We start from the raw sequence: 14436 nt of genomic DNA, 5'->3' as shown, positions 1-14436 counted from the left end.
CTCAGTCGAGCTGCATCCGCGCGAACGCGCCGAGCACGACCCGCTCCGACTGCACGAGGTACCGCTCCAGCTCCGCCGCGCCGGCCTCCGCGCCGCGGGTGAGGAAGGTGTCGAGGACGGCGCGGTTCTTCCGGACGAACGGCTCGTGCAGGGCGCGGGGGTCGTCGATCTTGAGGAACGCGAGCCGCAGCTCCGCCGCGACGTTCCGGTAGGTGCGGGCGAGACGCGGGCTGTCGGCGAGATCGACGAGGGCGACGTGGAACGCCATGTTCGCGCTGCCGACCGCGCGCCACGCGGAGGCGTCGTCTGTCGAGACACCGGCGACGGCGGCCTCGGCCGCGGCGACCGCGTCGGTCATGCGCTGCACGGCCGGGTGCTCGGGCTCGGACTGCCGGAGGGCCGTGCACTCGATGACGCGGCGAGCGCGGTAGATGTCGATGACGTCGGCGATCGAGGGAGAGGCCACCGAGACGCCGCGGTGCGGGATGTGCGCGACGAGCCCCTGTTCCGCGAGCACCCGGAACGCCTCGCGCAGGGTGTTGCGCGACACGTCGAAGCTCTCGGCGAGCGACGACTCCGACAGCCGTGAGCCCGGGGCGACGTCGCCGTCGATGATGCGCTGACGGAGCACGTCGGCGAGCGGGCCCTCCTGGTTCATGCCTTCATCGTAGGGGCGGTATCCCGCGATCATTACCGAAAAGCAACCGCGCCGTAGCACGACGGAAACATGATTGTTGAACAATCAGGTTCTGTCCGTTCTACCCTGGGGGTCACCCGACACCCACCAACGACGATGGGACCCCCCTATGTCCGAGCAGTCCGCCCCCGCCCTCACCCCCGAGGACGAAGCCCGCGCCGCCCACGCGAAAAAGCGCGCCGGCCGCAGCGCCGTCATCGGTGCCATCTTCCTCATGGCGACGAGCGCCATCGGCCCCGGCTTCATCACCCAGACCGCGACGTTCACCGCCCAGATGGGGGCCGCGTTCGCGTTCGCGATCCTCGTGTCGATCCTCGTCGACATCGCGGTCCAGCTGAACATCTGGCGGATGATCACCTCGTCCGGCAAGCGCGCCGGCGAGCTCGCCAACAGCGCCATCCCCTTCTCCGGCCACGTCATCGCCGTCCTCGTCGTCATCGGCGGGCTCGCGTTCAACATCGGCAACATCGCCGGCGGCGGCCTGGGCCTGAACGCCCTCCTCGGCATCGACCCGAAGCTCGGCGGCGCGCTCACGGCGGCCCTCGCGATCATCATCTTCCTCGTGAAGAAGGCCGGCAAGGTGATGGACGTCGTCCTCATCGTCCTCGGCGTCGGCATGATCGTGATGACCCTCGTCGTCGCCCTCATCGCCCAGCCGCCCATCGGCGACGCGCTGCGGCAGACCTTCGTGCCCGACCAGCTCAACTTCGCCACCATCACGACGATCGTCGGCGGCACGGTCGGCGGCTACATCACCTACTCCGGCGCCCACCGCTACCTCGACTCCGGTCACGTGGGCCCGCAGTACGCGAAGCCCGTCATGCGCGCCGCCGCCAACGGCATCCTCGTGACCGGCATCATGCGCTACGTGCTGTTCCTCGCGATCCTCGGCGTGGTGGCCTCCGGCGTGGCGCTCGACCTCTCCTCGCAGGCCGCCAACCCGGCCGGGCAGGCGTTCGGTGCGGTCCTCGGCGACGCCGGTCTGCGGATCTTCGGCGCGATCTTCTGGGCCGCCGCGATCAGCTCGGTCATCGGTGCCGCGTACACGTCGGCGACCTTCCTCTCGACGTTCACCGCCAAGCTCCGCGGGGGCTGGCCGCTGCAGCTCGCCACCGTCGCGTTCATCGTCGTGTCGCTGGCGGTCTACCTGGCGATCGGCACGGCCCCGGCCGCGATCCTCGTCTTCGTCGGCGGTTTCAACGGCCTGATCCTCCCCATCGGGCTGACGGTGTTCATGTACATCGGCTGGTTCCGCCGCGACCTGCTCGGCGACCGGAAGTACCCGATGTGGCTGCTCATCGCGGGCACCGTCGTGACCGCGCTCACCTGGTACATGGGCGCCGTCTCGATCGGCCCCATCTTCGCCTTCCTCGGAATCGGAGCGTGACATGGCGACCATCGACCTGAACTCGGACCTCGGCGAGAACGTCCCCGACCGGATCGTCAGCGACGACGCGAGCATGCTCGAGATCGTCACGAGCGCGAACGTGTCGTGCGGGTTCCACGCGGGCAGCCCGGAGGGGATCCGGGAGACCCTGGCCGCGGCCGTCGCCGGCGGCGTCGTGATCGGCGCCCACCCCGGGTACCGCGACTACGAGAACTTCGGGCGCACGAAGGTCGACATCGACTCGGCCACGCTGCAGGCGCACGTGGAGTACCAGCTCGGTGCGCTCCTCGGGCTCACCGCGGCGGTCGGCGGGCGGGTCTCCTACGTCAAGCCGCACGGGGCGCTCTACAACACCATCGCCCGCGATGAGCGGCAGTCGATGGACGTCGTGGCGGCCATCAAGGCGATCGACCCCTCGCTCGTGCTGCTCGGTCTCGCCGGCGGCGTCGTGCTCGACGTCGCCGAGCGGGCAGGGCTCGCGGTCGCCGCGGAGGCCTTCGCCGATCGGGCCTATCAGCCGGACGGTCAGCTCGTCTCCCGCTCCGAGGCGGGGGCCGTGCTGCATGACCCCACCGCGGTGGCCGAGCGGATGGTGCGCCTGGCCGCGGACGGCGTGATCCGGGCGATCGACGGCACCGATGTGGCCGTGTCCGCGCAGTCGATCTGCGTTCACGGTGACAGCCCGGGCTCGGTGGCGATGGCCGCGGAGACGAAGCGCCTGCTGCAGGCGGAGGGCATCACGATCGCCCCGTTCGCCGGAGCCTGACATGGCCGTGCTCGCGACTCCCGCCCAGCTCGTCGACGCCCGCGCCGCCCGTGCGGCGCACCGCGCCGGCCACTCCGCCCCGACCAGCGGCGTCGCCCCGGGGCTGACCCAGGCGAACCTCATCGCGGTGCCAGCGGACTGGGCCTTCGAGACCCTCCTCTACGCGCAGCGCAACCCGAAGCCCTGCCCCGTCCTCGAGGTGATCGAGCAGGGGGAGGTGGAGTCGCGGCTCGCGCCGGGCAGCGACATCCGCACCGACATCGGGCGGTACCGCATCTGGCGGGACGGCGAGCTCGTGGAGGAGGTGTCCGACGCGACGGCGGCGTGGGACGAGCATCCCGACCTCGTCGCCTTCCTCATCGGCTGCAGCTTCACGTTCGAGACGGGGCTCGTCGAGGCCGGGATCCCGATCCGTCATCAGGAGCTCGGACGCAACGTGCCGATGTACCGCACGGCGGTGGACTGCACCCCGGCCGGACGGCTGCGCGGCGAGATGGTGGTCTCGATGCGTCCGATCGCCGCGGACCGCGTGGCCGATGCCGTGCAGATCTCCGGGCGCACCCCGGCGGTGCACGGTGCGCCGGTGCACATCGGCGACCCGGCGTCGCTCGGCATCGCCGATGTGATGGCGCCGGACTTCGGCGACGCCCCCGAGATCCGCCCCGGCGAGGTCCCCGTGTTCTGGGCGTGCGGCGTGACCCCGCAGGCGGCGATCATGGCGTCGAAGCCGCCGTTCGCCGTCACCCACGCCCCGGGGTACATGTTCGTCACCGATGTGCCGGATGCGGAGTACCGGGTCTGATGCGCATCCTCACGGCCTCCGACAGCGCGCTGCTCGTCGAGGCGGACGACCTCGAGCAGGCCATGCGGCTGAACCTCGCATGGAGCGACGTGCCCGGTGTCCTGGAGCGCATCCCCGGTGCCCGCACCGTGCTCGTGCGCTTCGACCCGCACCGCACCTCCGCCGCCGCGCTGGCCGAGACGCTCGCCGCGACCGAGGTCGATGCCGCGGCGCTGCCCGATGCGGGCGAGGTCACCATCCCGGTCCGCTACGACGGGGAGGATCTGGATGAGGTGGCCGCGCTCCTCGACGTCTCGGCGGAGGAGCTGGTGGCCCGTCACCTCGCCGCCGACTGGCGGGTCGCCTTCTCCGGCTTCGCTCCCGGCTTCGGCTATGCCGTGAGCGGCGATCCCCTCTTCGACGTGCCGCGGCGGTCGTCGCCCCGCACCCGGGTGCCCGCCGGCTCCGTCGCGCTCGCCGGAGCGTTCAGCGGTGTGTATCCGCGGGAGAGTCCGGGCGGCTGGCAGCTCATCGGACGGACCGCCCTGGAGATGTGGGACATCGACCGCGACCCGCCGGCTCTGCTCGCCCCGGGTCGCCGCGTGCGCTTCGTGCGTGCGGAGCGGGAGTCGGTCGCAGCGTCGCCGGCAGCGGCCGACGCGACGCGGGTCGCCCGTCGCGGGGACGGTCCGGCGGTCGAGGTCGTGCGACCGTCGCTGCAGCTCCTCGTGCAGGACGCGGGACGCCCCGGTTTCGCGGCGCTGGGCGTCTCGGCCTCCGGCGTCGCCGACCGCGTCGCGATGCGCGCGGCGAACCGGGCCGTGGGCAACACGCCGGCCGCGGCTGTGCTGGAGAGCGTCGGTGGGGCCGTGCTGCGCTTCCACGGCGCAGGCGTCGCCGCCGTCACCGGGGCCACGGGCTCGCTCACGCTCACCGACATCGACGGCATCGAGCGCACGCTCCTCCCCGGGGTGCCGTTCGCGACCGTCGACGGCGACGAGCTCACGCTGGGCCATCCCGAGCGCGGTCTCCGGTCCGTGATCGCCGTCCGCGGCGGCTTCGCTCCGGCGGCGGCGCTCGACAGCCGCGCGACCGACACGCTCGCCGGGCTGGGTCCCGCGCCGCTGACCGCGGGTGATCTCATTCCGATCGGGGCTGCCGCCGTGTCGGCCGTCGAGCCGGACCCGGTGCCGCGCGCGCTTCCCGCATCCGGGGAGCTGGCCTCGCTGGAGATCACGCTCGGCCCGCGCGACGACTGGTTCACGGCCGCCGGCGTCGAGGCGCTCACCGCGCAGGAGTGGACGGTCACGCCGCGCTCGGATCGGGTGGGCATCCGCCTGCACGGCGACGTGCCCCTGGAACGCGCGGTCGGCGGCGAGCTGCCGAGCGAAGGTGCCGTGACCGGGGCCATCCAGGTGCCGCCGGACGGTCAGCCCGTGCTCTTCCTCCCCGATCATCCGCTCACCGGCGGCTATCCCATCATCGGTGCCCTCACCGATCGCAGCCTCGATCTCGCCGCCCAGCTTCCGCCAGGTGTGCGGGTGCGCTTCACCGTCAAGGAGACCTCATGACCTCTGTGCTGATCGCCAACCGCGGCGAGATCGCGGTCCGCGTGATCCGCGCGTGCGCGGAGGCCGGCTACACGTCGGTCGCCGTCTACGCCGATCAGGACGCGGATGCCCTGCACGTGCGGCTCGCGGACGAGGCGATCGGCCTCGGCGGCGACACCGCGGCGACGACGTATCTGTCGGTCGAGGCGCTGATCGACGCGGCCCGCCGCAGCGGCGCGGACGCCGTGCACCCGGGCTACGGCTTCCTCTCCGAGAGCGCCGCGTTCGCGCGAGCCGTCGAGGACGCCGGACTCGTCTGGATCGGACCCTCGCCGGAGAGCATCGACGCGCTGGGCGACAAGATGACCGCGCGCCGGATCGCGCAGCGCGTGGGGGCTCCGCTCGCCGCGGGCACGGATCAGCCGCTGTCCGGGCCGCAGGAGGCGGTGGCGTTCGCCGAGGAGCACGGCCTGCCCATCGCGATCAAGGCCGCGTTCGGCGGGGGAGGTCGCGGGCTCAAGGTCGTCCGCGAGCTGGCGGAGGTCGCCGACGCGTTCGACGCGGCCACCCGCGAGGCGACCGCCGCGTTCGGTCGCGGGGAGTGCTTCGTGGAGCGCTTCCTGGAGAGCCCGCGGCACATCGAGGTCCAGGTGCTCGGCGACGGGCGCGGCGGCGTGGTCGTCGTGGGCGACCGCGACTGCTCGATGCAGCGCCGCAACCAGAAGCTCATCGAGGAGGCTCCTGCGCCCGGTCTCACGGAGGCGCAGCGGACGGCGTTCCACGACGCGGCACGGGCGATCTGCGCCGAGGTGCAGTACCGCGGCGCCGGCACGGTCGAGTTCCTCCTCGCCGCGGACGGCACGATCTCGTTCCTCGAGGTGAACACCCGGCTGCAGGTCGAGCACCCCGTGACCGAGGAGGTCACCGGGACCGACCTCGTCCGCGAGCAGTTCCGCATCGCGTTCGGCGAGGGGCCGTCGTTCACCGAGACCCCGGCGCCGACCGGGCATGCGTTCGAGTTCCGCATCAACGCCGAAGACCCCGGCCGTGGATTCCTGCCCAGCCCCGGACGGGTGGACGGCCTGCGGATCCCCGGTGGACCCGGCGTGCGGTGGGACAGCGGCATCGAGGCCGGAGACACCGTGCAGCCCGCGTTCGACTCGATGATCGCGAAGCTCATCGTGCACGCGGACACCCGGGACGCGGCCCTCGTGCGGGCGCGTCGGGCGCTGCGCGAGCTCGCCGTCGAGGGTCCGGCGACCGTGATCCCGTTCGACCTCCGCGCCATCGACGATCCCGCGTTCGCGACCGCGACCTTCGCCGTGCACACCCAGTGGATCGAGACCGTGCTGCTCCCGGTGCTGGAGGCGCAGCCTCGCCCCGCGGTCGCCCCGGTCTCCGGGCTGCAGCGGTTCCCGGTGGAGATCGACGGCCGCCGCGTGATGCTCGGTCTGCCCGCGGAGCTGCTGTCCGGCATCGGTCGTTCGGCGGGTGAGGTCGCGGCCCCCGTGCCGTCAGCGGATCCCTCCGAGCTGCGGGCTCCCGCGCCGGGCACGCTCGTCCGCTGGCTCGTCGATGACGGGGCCGTGGTGGCCGAGGGAGACCCGGTGGCCGTGCTCGACGCGATGAAGATGGAGACCACGATCACCGCGCACCGCGCCGGCACGCTCACCCCGCGCGCGGACACCGGCGCGACCCTCTCCGCCGACGCCCTCCTCGCCACGATCGCCTGACCCCCGCCCCCGGCCCACCCCGTCCCGTCCCGCCCCTCCGCGTGCGGAGTGCAAAAACACCCCTCCCACACCCCTCAGACGCCCCTTTCCGATCCCGCACCCGCTGACACCGGCGGCGCCTCCCGCGTGAGAGTGCGAATACGGTCCTCCCGCCCGCCGGGCACGCCCGTTCTCGATCCCGCCCCCTCCGACCCGGGAACATCCCGCGTGCGAGTGCGATGATGTTCCTGTCTGGAGAGTGCAAAACCGGCCCTCCCGCAGCCCGGGAGAGCCCCCTTGTGATCCCGCACGCAACTCGACCGACCCAAAGACCGTGCGAGCGCGAAAACGCCCCCTCCTCGTGAGAGGAGGGGGCGTTCTCCATCCGGACCGTGAACGCCCCGGGCTCGCTCACGCCTCCGACACCTGGTGGGAGTGCGAAAACGGGCCTCCGCGGGGTGCGGAAGGGGCGAAAGCCGTCCCGCACGCTTCAGGGACGGGACGCAACCTACGCGGGGTCGCCGCCGAGGGGGCCGACGGGCTCGAGGGGCTTCGGGTCGTCGGCGCCCGTCTTGCGCGCGCGGGCGATGAGGTTGCCCAGGTGGTAGATGAGCAGCGCCGCGACCGTCCCGAGCACGATCCCGCCGAAGGCGAAGTCGCCGAGCTGCATCGTGAACCCGGCGATGCCGATCACAAGGGACACCGCTGCGGTGTACTGGTTGACCGGACGTGAGAAGTCGACCCGGCTGTCCACCCAGATCTTGATGCCGATGATCCCGATGAGGCCGTAGAGCGCCGTCGTCGCCCCGCCGAGCACGCCCGCGGGGATCGAGTTGAACACCTCGCCGACCTTGGGCGAGAACGCCAGGAGGATCGCGAACAGACCCGCCACCCAGTACACGGCGGTGGAGTACACGCGGGTCGCGGCCATGACGCCGATGTTCTCGCCGTAGGTCGTGGTGCCCGAGCCGCCGAAGCCACCGGCGATGGTCGTGGCGACACCGTCGGCGATGAGGGCGCGACCGGTGTGACGGTTGATCGCGGGGTCTTCGGTCATGGTCGCGACACCGCGCACGTGACCGACGTTCTCCGCGATGAGCACGAGCACGACGGGCAGGAACATCGCGATGGTCGACCAGGTCCCCGGCTCGACGAAGTCCGGGAACTGGAAGTGCGGGAGGCCGATCCAGGGGGCGTCCGCGATGAGCTCCGCCGGGGTCTTGTCGCCACGGAGCGGGTTGGGCACCTCGAACGAGCCGTTGAACGCGGCCCAGATGAAGCCGACGGCGACGCCGAGGAAGATCGAGATGCGGCCGAGGAAGCCCCGGAAGAGCACCGCGAAGAGGATGATCGCGACGAGGGTGATCGTAGCGGTCACGGGGTCGAGCGCGAAGTTGCTCCAGGCGGTGGGGGCGAGGTTGAATCCGATGAGCGCGACGATGGCACCGGCGACGACCGGGGGCATCAGGGCATCGACCCAGCGCAGGCCGACGAACTGCACGACGAGACCGACGACCGCCAGGAGCACGCCCACCGCGACCACGCCCGCGAGGGCCGAGCCGGTGCCGCCCGCCGCGACGGCCGCGGTGATCGGGGCGATGAAGGCGAACGAGGAGCCGAGGTAGCTCGGCAGCTGGTTCTTCGTGATGAGGAGGAAGAGCAGCGTGCCGATGCCGCTGAAGAGCAGCGTGGTCGACACGGGGAAGCCGGTGAGCGTCGGCACGAGGAACGTGGCGCCGAACATGGCGACGACGTGCTGGGCGCCGATGGCGATGGTCGCGGGCCAGGACAGACGTTCCTCGGGGGTGACGACGGCGCCGGGCTCGACGGTGCGGCCGTTTCCGTGCAGCTTCCACAAAGCCATGCGGGCTCCTCAGGGTTCGGGATCGGGGGCGGAGTGCTGGAGCAACACTACCGATTCCTGAGTTTTCCCTGTGCGTCCCGCGGTCGCGGGGAGCGCGGCGTCAGGCGCCGAGGCGGTCGATGAGCTCGCGGTACCGGGCGGCCGTCCGTGCCACGACCTCCTCGGGCAGCACGGGGGGCTCGCCCTGCTTGTCCCAGTTCGCCGCGAGCCAGTCGCGCACGATCTGCTTGTCGAAGCTCGCCATCCGCTCGGCCGGGGTCGACCCCGTGCGCCAGGCCTCGGCGTCCCAGTACCGGGAGGAGTCGCTCGTGAGGACCTCGTCGGCAAGGCGGAGGGTGCCGTCGGCGTCGGTCCCGAACTCGAACTTCGTGTCGGCGAGGATGAGGCCCTTCTCCTCGGCGATGGCCGCGGCCCGACGGTAGATCGCGAGCGAGGCGTCGCGGAGCTCGGCCGCCCGGTCCGCCCCGACGAGCTCGACGACGCGGTCGAACGTGATGTTCTCGTCGTGTTCGCCCATCGGTGCCTTGTAAGCCGGGGTGAACAGCGGCTCAGGGAGACGGTCGCCGTTCTGCAGCCCTGCTGGCAGGGCGATGCCGCACACGGTGCCGTGCTGCTGGTACTCGGCCCAGCCGGAGCCGGTGATGTACCCGCGCACGACGCACTCGATCGGCAGCATCTCGAGCGACTGGGCGAGCATGGCGCGATCGGCCACCTCCTCCGGCAGGTCGCCGTCCGTGAGGTGGTTCGGCGCGTCGAGCTGGGCGAACCACCAGCGGCTGAGGCGGGTCAGCAGGGCACCCTTGTCGGTGATGCCGGGGGAGAGCACGACGTCGAAGGCGCTCACCCGGTCGGACGCGACGACGAGGATGCGGGTGTCTGCCGGGTCCTCCGAGGCATAGAGGTCGCGGACCTTTCCGGAGTAGAGGTGTCGCCACCCGGGGATGGCCTGCGCGTTTCCTGCGGACGGTGTGCTCACCCGCCCATTATCCCGGTGATGCGTGCTCTTCCGCGCCGAGACCCCGCGTTCGCGTCGAGACCCCGGGGTGTGCGCGTCGCGACCCCGGGGTCTCGGCGGAAATACGGGGTCTCGGCGGAGGCAGGGCGGGTGTATAGTCCATGTGGACTATTCGTGCGGGGCGACAGCAGATCGGGGAGAGGCGTGGGGAAGAGCAGGGATGTGGTGGCGGGACTCACGCCCCTCGGGGTGATGGTGCTCGCGCTGCTTCGCGAGAGCGACATGCACCCGTACGAGATGGTGCGGCTGCTCCGCGCGCGTCACGACGACCGGCTCATCACCGTCACCAACGGCACGCTGTACCACACGGTCGCGCGGCTCCAGCGGGCGGGTCTGCTCGACGAGGTCGGCACGGATCGCGAGGGCAACCGACCGGAGCGGACGACCTACACCCTCACCGACGCCGGTCGGGAGGCGGTGGTCGCGTGGGTGCGTCGTGCCCTCCCCCGCATCGACCGCGAGACCGACGCCCGCGTCGCGCTCGCCGAGTCGCACAACCTCGACCGCGACGAGGCCGTCGCGCTGCTGCAGGAGCGACGGGAGGCGCTCGTCGCCTCGTACGCGCTGCACCACGACGGCCTCGCCGCCGCCCGCACCAAGGGCGTCCCGCCGCAGGTCCTCGTCGAGATCGAACGGCAGGAGGCGCTGCTCGACGCCGAGCTCCGCTGGCTCGACACCCTCCTCACCCGCCTCGACGGCGACGAGCTCCGCTGGGGCCCCGACGCCTTCGACGACACCGACCGCTACCGCGCTCAGCGAAAGGCTGCACAGCAATGACCGATTCCCGCCAGACCTCGGGGCCCGAGACGGGGCCCTTCGCCGCCGGTCACGCGCCGAAGAGTCCGTGGCCGGCGCTCTGGGCGCTCGTCATCGGGTTCTTCATGATCCTCGTCGACACCACGATCGTCTCCGTCGCGAACCCGGCGATCAAGGCCGCCCTCGACCCCGACACGAACAACCTCGACAACGTCGTGTGGGTCACCAGCGCCTACCTGCTCGCCTACGCCGTGCCGCTGCTCATCACGGGGCGACTCGGCGACCGCTTCGGTCCGAAGAACATCTACCTCATCGGGCTCGCGGTCTTCACCCTCGCCTCGCTCTGGTGCGGACTGTCGACGACGCTCGAGGGCCTGATCGCGGCCCGCGCGGTCCAGGGTCTCGGCGCCGCGTTCATGACGCCGCAGACCATGGCCGTCATCCCCCGCACGTTCCCGCCGAACCGGCGCGGCGCGGCGATGGGCCTCTGGGGTGCCACGGCCGGCGTCGCCACGCTCGTCGGCCCCCTCGCGGGTGGCCTGCTCGTCGACGGCTTCGGGTGGGAGTGGATCTTCTTCGTCAACCTCCCCGTCGGCGTGGTCGCCTTCGTGCTCGCCTGGATCCTCGTGCCGAAGCTGAAGACGCACCCGCACCGGTTCGACCTCGTCGGCGTCGTCCTCAGCGCGCTCGCGCTGTTCCTCATCGTCTTCGGGCTGCAGGAGGGCGAGAAGTACGACTGGGGGACCATCGTGGGACCGATCTCGGTCTGGGGCCTCATCATCGCCGGCGTCGTGGTGCTCGCGCTCTTCATCGTGCAGCAGGCGCGCAACCGGAGCGAGCCCCTCGTGCCGCTGGCGCTCTTCCGCGACCGGAACTTCTCCGGCGCGAACGTCGCGATCGCCGCGGTCGGCTTCACGGTCACGAGCATGTCGCTGCCGATGATGTTCTTCCTGCAGACCGCGCGCGGCCTCACCCCCACCGAGGCCGCGATGCTGCTCATCCCGATGGCCGTGCTGTCGGGCGTGCTCGCGCCGGTCGCCGGGAAGATCCTGGATCGTGTCGACCCGCGCATCATCCTCGTCCCCGGTCTGCTCTGCGTCGCGGGTGCCTTGGTCTGGTACTCCGCACTGACCACGATGGACACCCCGATCCTGATGTTCCTGCTGCCGTCCGCGCTGATGGGCATCGGCAACGCGGGCATGTGGGGGCCGCTGGCGACCACGGCCACGCGCAAGCTGCCGCCGCGACAGGCGGGTGCCGGCGCGGGCATCTACAACACCACCCGCACCATCGGCTCGGTCATCGGCTCCGCCTCGATCGCCGCGTTCATGCAGTCGCGGCTGGAGGCGAACCTCCCCGGTCTGGCCGACGCTCCGGCCGGTACGGGCAGCGGCGCGCTGCCGCCGCAAGTCGCCGAGGGCTTCGCGGCCGGCATGTCCCAGACCCTGCTGCTGCCCGCCGGCGTCATCCTCATCGCGCTGGTCGCCTCGCTGTTCCTCCGCGGGCAGGATCGGACGGACGAGGCCGTCACCGCGACCCCTCCGGCGTGACCGCGATGACCCCGACACGCCGGTATCCACGCGGGTTCCGGCGGCGTTCGGGGTCGCGCCGAGATTCCGGCGCGCGAGAGGCGCGGGGTTAGGGTGGATGGTCGGCGGCCGCCGGGTCGCCCTTCCGAACCCCGAGGAGCACTCGACGTGAGCCGCCATCCATCCTCTCCGCCGAGCCGTCTGCGGCGGTTCGGCCGCACCGCCGGCGCGACCGCTCTCGCCGCGCTCGTCGCCGCCGGAGCACTACTCGCCGGAGCCGTGCCCGCCACCGCGGCCGACGACGGCGAGACCTACGTCATCGGCACCGACACGACCTTCGCGCCGTTCGAGTTCACGGACGAGTCCGGCGACCTCGTCGGCATCGACATGGACCTCCTGCGCGCGATCGCGGAGGACCAGGGCTTCGACGTGGAGATCCGCCAGCTCGGCTTCGACGCCGCGGTGCAGGCGCTGCAGTCGAACCAGGTCGACGCCGTCATGGCCGGGATGTCGATCACCGAGGAGCGCCAGCAGACCTTCGACTTCAGCGACCCGTACTTCACCAGCGGCGTGCAGCTCGGGGTGCTCGAGTCCAGCGACATCCAGTCCCTCGACGACCTGAACGGCAAGACCGTCGCGGTCAAGACCGGCACCCAGGGGCAGACCTTCGCCGAGGAGAACGCCGACGAGTACGGCTTCCGGATCACGCCCTACCAGGACACGACCGACATGGTCGATGCGGTCAAGGCAGGTCAGGCCGTCGGCTACTTCGAGGACTTCCCCGTGCTCGCCTACGGCATCCAGCAGGGGTCGGGCTTCCGCCTGGTCGGCGAGCCCGCGCTCGGCGGCGAGTACGGCTTCGCAGTCAACAAGGGCGAGAACGCCGAGCTCCTGGAGATGTTCAACGCCGGCCTCGCCAACCTGCAGGACTCCGGCGAGTACGACGAGATCGTGGACACCTACCTCGCGACGGGTGACGACGCGCAGGAGGCGCAGCCCACCGACATTATCTCGGTCGCGGTGAAGTACTGGCCGGCCCTGATGCAGGGTCTGTGGCTCACCATCCTCGCCACGATCGTCGCGGTGATCGCGGCGTTCATCCTCGGGATCATCTTCGGCTTCGGGCGCCTGTCGAAGTTCGCGCCGTTCCGCTGGATCGCGACGGCCTACGTCTACGTCTTCCGCGGGACCCCGATCCTAATCCAGGCGTTCTTCGTGTTCTTCGCCATCCCGCAGCTGATCCCCGACCTGAAGTTCGACCCGTTCGTCGCGGGGGCGATCACCCTGTCGCTGAACACCGGCGCGTACATGACGGAGATCATCCGCGGCGGCATCCAGGCCGTCGACCCCGGTCAGGCGGAGGCGTCGCGTTCGCTCGGCCTCAGCCACTGGAAGACGATGCGCAAGGTCGTGCTGCCGCAGGCGTTCCGGATCATGATCCCGTCGTTCGTGAACCAGGGCATCATCACGCTGAAGGACACCTCGCTCATCAGCGTCATCGGTCTCGCCGAGCTGACGTTCGTCTCGCGCCAGATCATCGCCTCGACGTATCTTTCGGCGCAGGTGCTGACGATCGTCGCCATCATCTACTTCGTCGTGATCACGCTGCTGACGCTGCTCGCGAACCGCCTGGAGAGGAAGGCCAACGCATGAGCAAGATCGAGGTCAGGGACCTGCACAAGTCCTTCGGCGACAACGAGGTGCTCAAGGGCATCGATCTCACGGTCGAGGACGGCGAGGTCATCGCCGTGATCGGCCCCTCCGGCTCGGGCAAGTCGACGCTGCTGCGCTGCCTCAACAAGCTCGAGGAGCCGACGTCGGGGCACGTGATCATCGACGGGGTCGACCTCACCGACAAGAGCGTGAAGCTGGATGAGGTGCGCCAGCGCATCGGCATGGTGTTCCAGCACTTCAACCTGTTCCCGCACATGACCGTGCTGGAGAACATCACGCTCGCCCCGGTCGAGCTCGGCCGCATGACGAAGGCCGAGGCCCGCGACCGCGCTCGGTCGCTGCTCGAGCGCGTCGGCCTGTCGGAGAAGGCGGACGCGAAGCCCGCGTCGCTCTCCGGCGGTCAGAAGCAGCGCGTGGCCATCGCCCGTGCACTCGCGATGGACCCGGAGATCATGCTGTTCGACGAGGCCACCAGCGCCCTCGACCCGGAGATGGTCGGCGAGGTGCTGCAGGTCATCCGCGACCTCGCCGAGGGCGGCATGACGATGGTGCTCGTGACCCACGAGATGGGCTTCGCCCGCGAGGTGTCCGACCGCACGGTGTTCATGGACGGCGGCGTCGTGGTCGAGGAGGGCACTCCCGCCGACCTGTTCGGCGCCCCCAAGAACGAGCGCCTCCAGGACTTCCTGTCGAAGGTTCTCTGAC

At 71.1% G+C, this 14436-nt stretch carries 12 protein-coding genes; 9 read left to right on the top strand and 3 right to left on the bottom strand.

Features of this window, described 5'->3' with window-relative positions:
- Window position 1: 1 nt before the first annotated feature.
- Window positions 2-658 (bottom strand): GntR family transcriptional regulator, encoded by a 657-nt coding sequence (locus tag B2W79_RS06160; protein ID WP_292787922.1) that lies wholly within the window; start codon window positions 656-658, stop codon window positions 2-4.
- A gap of 148 nt (window positions 659-806) precedes the next feature.
- Between B2W79_RS06160 and B2W79_RS06155 the strand changes: the two genes are divergently transcribed.
- From B2W79_RS06155 to B2W79_RS06135, 5 genes are read left to right on the top strand one after another with little or no spacing between them, the layout of a single operon-like run.
- A complete protein-coding gene (locus B2W79_RS06155) occupies window positions 807-2084 on the top strand; it encodes an NRAMP family divalent metal transporter (RefSeq protein WP_071327808.1) in 1278 nt (425 codons plus the stop codon).
- Between the two features lies 1 nt (window position 2085).
- Complete coding sequence (locus B2W79_RS06150) at window positions 2086-2850, top strand: LamB/YcsF family protein (protein ID WP_292787919.1); 765 nt, start codon at window positions 2086-2088, stop codon at window positions 2848-2850.
- A 1-nt stretch (window position 2851) separates the two neighbouring features.
- A complete protein-coding gene (locus B2W79_RS06145) occupies window positions 2852-3652 on the top strand; it encodes a putative hydro-lyase (RefSeq protein WP_071327806.1) in 801 nt (266 codons plus the stop codon).
- A complete protein-coding gene (locus B2W79_RS06140; protein ID WP_071327805.1) occupies window positions 3652-5202 on the top strand; it encodes an urea amidolyase family protein in 1551 nt (516 codons plus the stop codon). The genes B2W79_RS06145 and B2W79_RS06140 overlap by 1 nt, the downstream gene beginning before the upstream one ends.
- Window positions 5199-6914, top strand: coding sequence for an acetyl/propionyl/methylcrotonyl-CoA carboxylase subunit alpha (locus tag B2W79_RS06135; RefSeq protein ID WP_292787916.1), 1716 nt, complete (start codon window positions 5199-5201; stop codon window positions 6912-6914). The genes B2W79_RS06140 and B2W79_RS06135 overlap by 4 nt, the downstream gene beginning before the upstream one ends.
- 487 nt (window positions 6915-7401) lie before the next feature.
- On the opposite strand, the gene B2W79_RS06130 is transcribed toward B2W79_RS06135, so the two are convergent.
- Together B2W79_RS06130 and B2W79_RS06125 are read right to left on the bottom strand one after the other, a co-directional pair.
- Complete coding sequence (locus B2W79_RS06130) at window positions 7402-8757, bottom strand: uracil-xanthine permease family protein (RefSeq protein ID WP_062766125.1); 1356 nt, start codon at window positions 8755-8757, stop codon at window positions 7402-7404.
- A gap of 100 nt (window positions 8758-8857) precedes the next feature.
- Window positions 8858-9733, bottom strand: coding sequence for a phosphoribosylaminoimidazolesuccinocarboxamide synthase (locus tag B2W79_RS06125; protein WP_292787913.1), 876 nt, complete (start codon window positions 9731-9733; stop codon window positions 8858-8860).
- A gap of 183 nt (window positions 9734-9916) precedes the next feature.
- Between B2W79_RS06125 and B2W79_RS06120 the strand changes: the two genes are divergently transcribed.
- From B2W79_RS06120 to B2W79_RS06105, 4 genes are all read left to right on the top strand, one after another.
- Complete coding sequence (locus B2W79_RS06120) at window positions 9917-10549, top strand: PadR family transcriptional regulator (RefSeq protein ID WP_313391163.1); 633 nt, start codon at window positions 9917-9919, stop codon at window positions 10547-10549.
- On the top strand, window positions 10546-12078 hold the full coding sequence (locus B2W79_RS06115) for a DHA2 family efflux MFS transporter permease subunit (RefSeq protein WP_292787911.1): 1533 nt from the start codon (window positions 10546-10548) through the stop codon (window positions 12076-12078). The genes B2W79_RS06120 and B2W79_RS06115 overlap by 4 nt, the downstream gene beginning before the upstream one ends.
- Window positions 12079-12225: 147 nt before the next feature.
- Window positions 12226-13710, top strand: a complete 1485-nt coding sequence (locus B2W79_RS06110) for an amino acid ABC transporter substrate-binding protein/permease (protein WP_292787909.1) — start codon at window positions 12226-12228, stop codon at window positions 13708-13710.
- Window positions 13707-14435 (top strand): amino acid ABC transporter ATP-binding protein, encoded by a 729-nt coding sequence (locus tag B2W79_RS06105; RefSeq protein WP_060922441.1) that lies wholly within the window; start codon window positions 13707-13709, stop codon window positions 14433-14435. The genes B2W79_RS06110 and B2W79_RS06105 overlap by 4 nt, the downstream gene beginning before the upstream one ends.
- Window position 14436: the final 1 nt, after the last annotated feature.

The organism is Microbacterium sp. UBA7513, from assembly GCF_002478345.1.
Taxonomy (GTDB): Bacteria; Actinomycetota; Actinomycetes; order Actinomycetales; family Microbacteriaceae; genus Microbacterium.
This window is presented reverse-complemented; position numbering and strand designations above follow the sequence as displayed.

What these genes read in the sequence shown, in the direction of transcription:
- B2W79_RS06160 (WP_292787922.1), bottom strand. Translation starts at nt 658, where the DNA reads ATGAACCAGGAGGGCCCGCTCGCCGACGTGCTCCGTCAGCGCATCATC.
- B2W79_RS06155 (WP_071327808.1), top strand. Translation starts at nt 807, where the DNA reads ATGTCCGAGCAGTCCGCCCCCGCCCTCACCCCCGAGGACGAAGCCCGC.
- B2W79_RS06150 (WP_292787919.1), top strand. Translation starts at nt 2,086, where the DNA reads ATGGCGACCATCGACCTGAACTCGGACCTCGGCGAGAACGTCCCCGAC.
- B2W79_RS06145 (WP_071327806.1), top strand. Translation starts at nt 2,852, where the DNA reads ATGGCCGTGCTCGCGACTCCCGCCCAGCTCGTCGACGCCCGCGCCGCC.
- B2W79_RS06140 (WP_071327805.1), top strand. Translation starts at nt 3,652, where the DNA reads ATGCGCATCCTCACGGCCTCCGACAGCGCGCTGCTCGTCGAGGCGGAC.
- B2W79_RS06135 (WP_292787916.1), top strand. Translation starts at nt 5,199, where the DNA reads ATGACCTCTGTGCTGATCGCCAACCGCGGCGAGATCGCGGTCCGCGTG.
- B2W79_RS06130 (WP_062766125.1), bottom strand. Translation starts at nt 8,757, where the DNA reads ATGGCTTTGTGGAAGCTGCACGGAAACGGCCGCACCGTCGAGCCCGGC.
- B2W79_RS06115 (WP_292787911.1), top strand. Translation starts at nt 10,546, where the DNA reads ATGACCGATTCCCGCCAGACCTCGGGGCCCGAGACGGGGCCCTTCGCC.
- B2W79_RS06105 (WP_060922441.1), top strand. Translation starts at nt 13,707, where the DNA reads ATGAGCAAGATCGAGGTCAGGGACCTGCACAAGTCCTTCGGCGACAAC.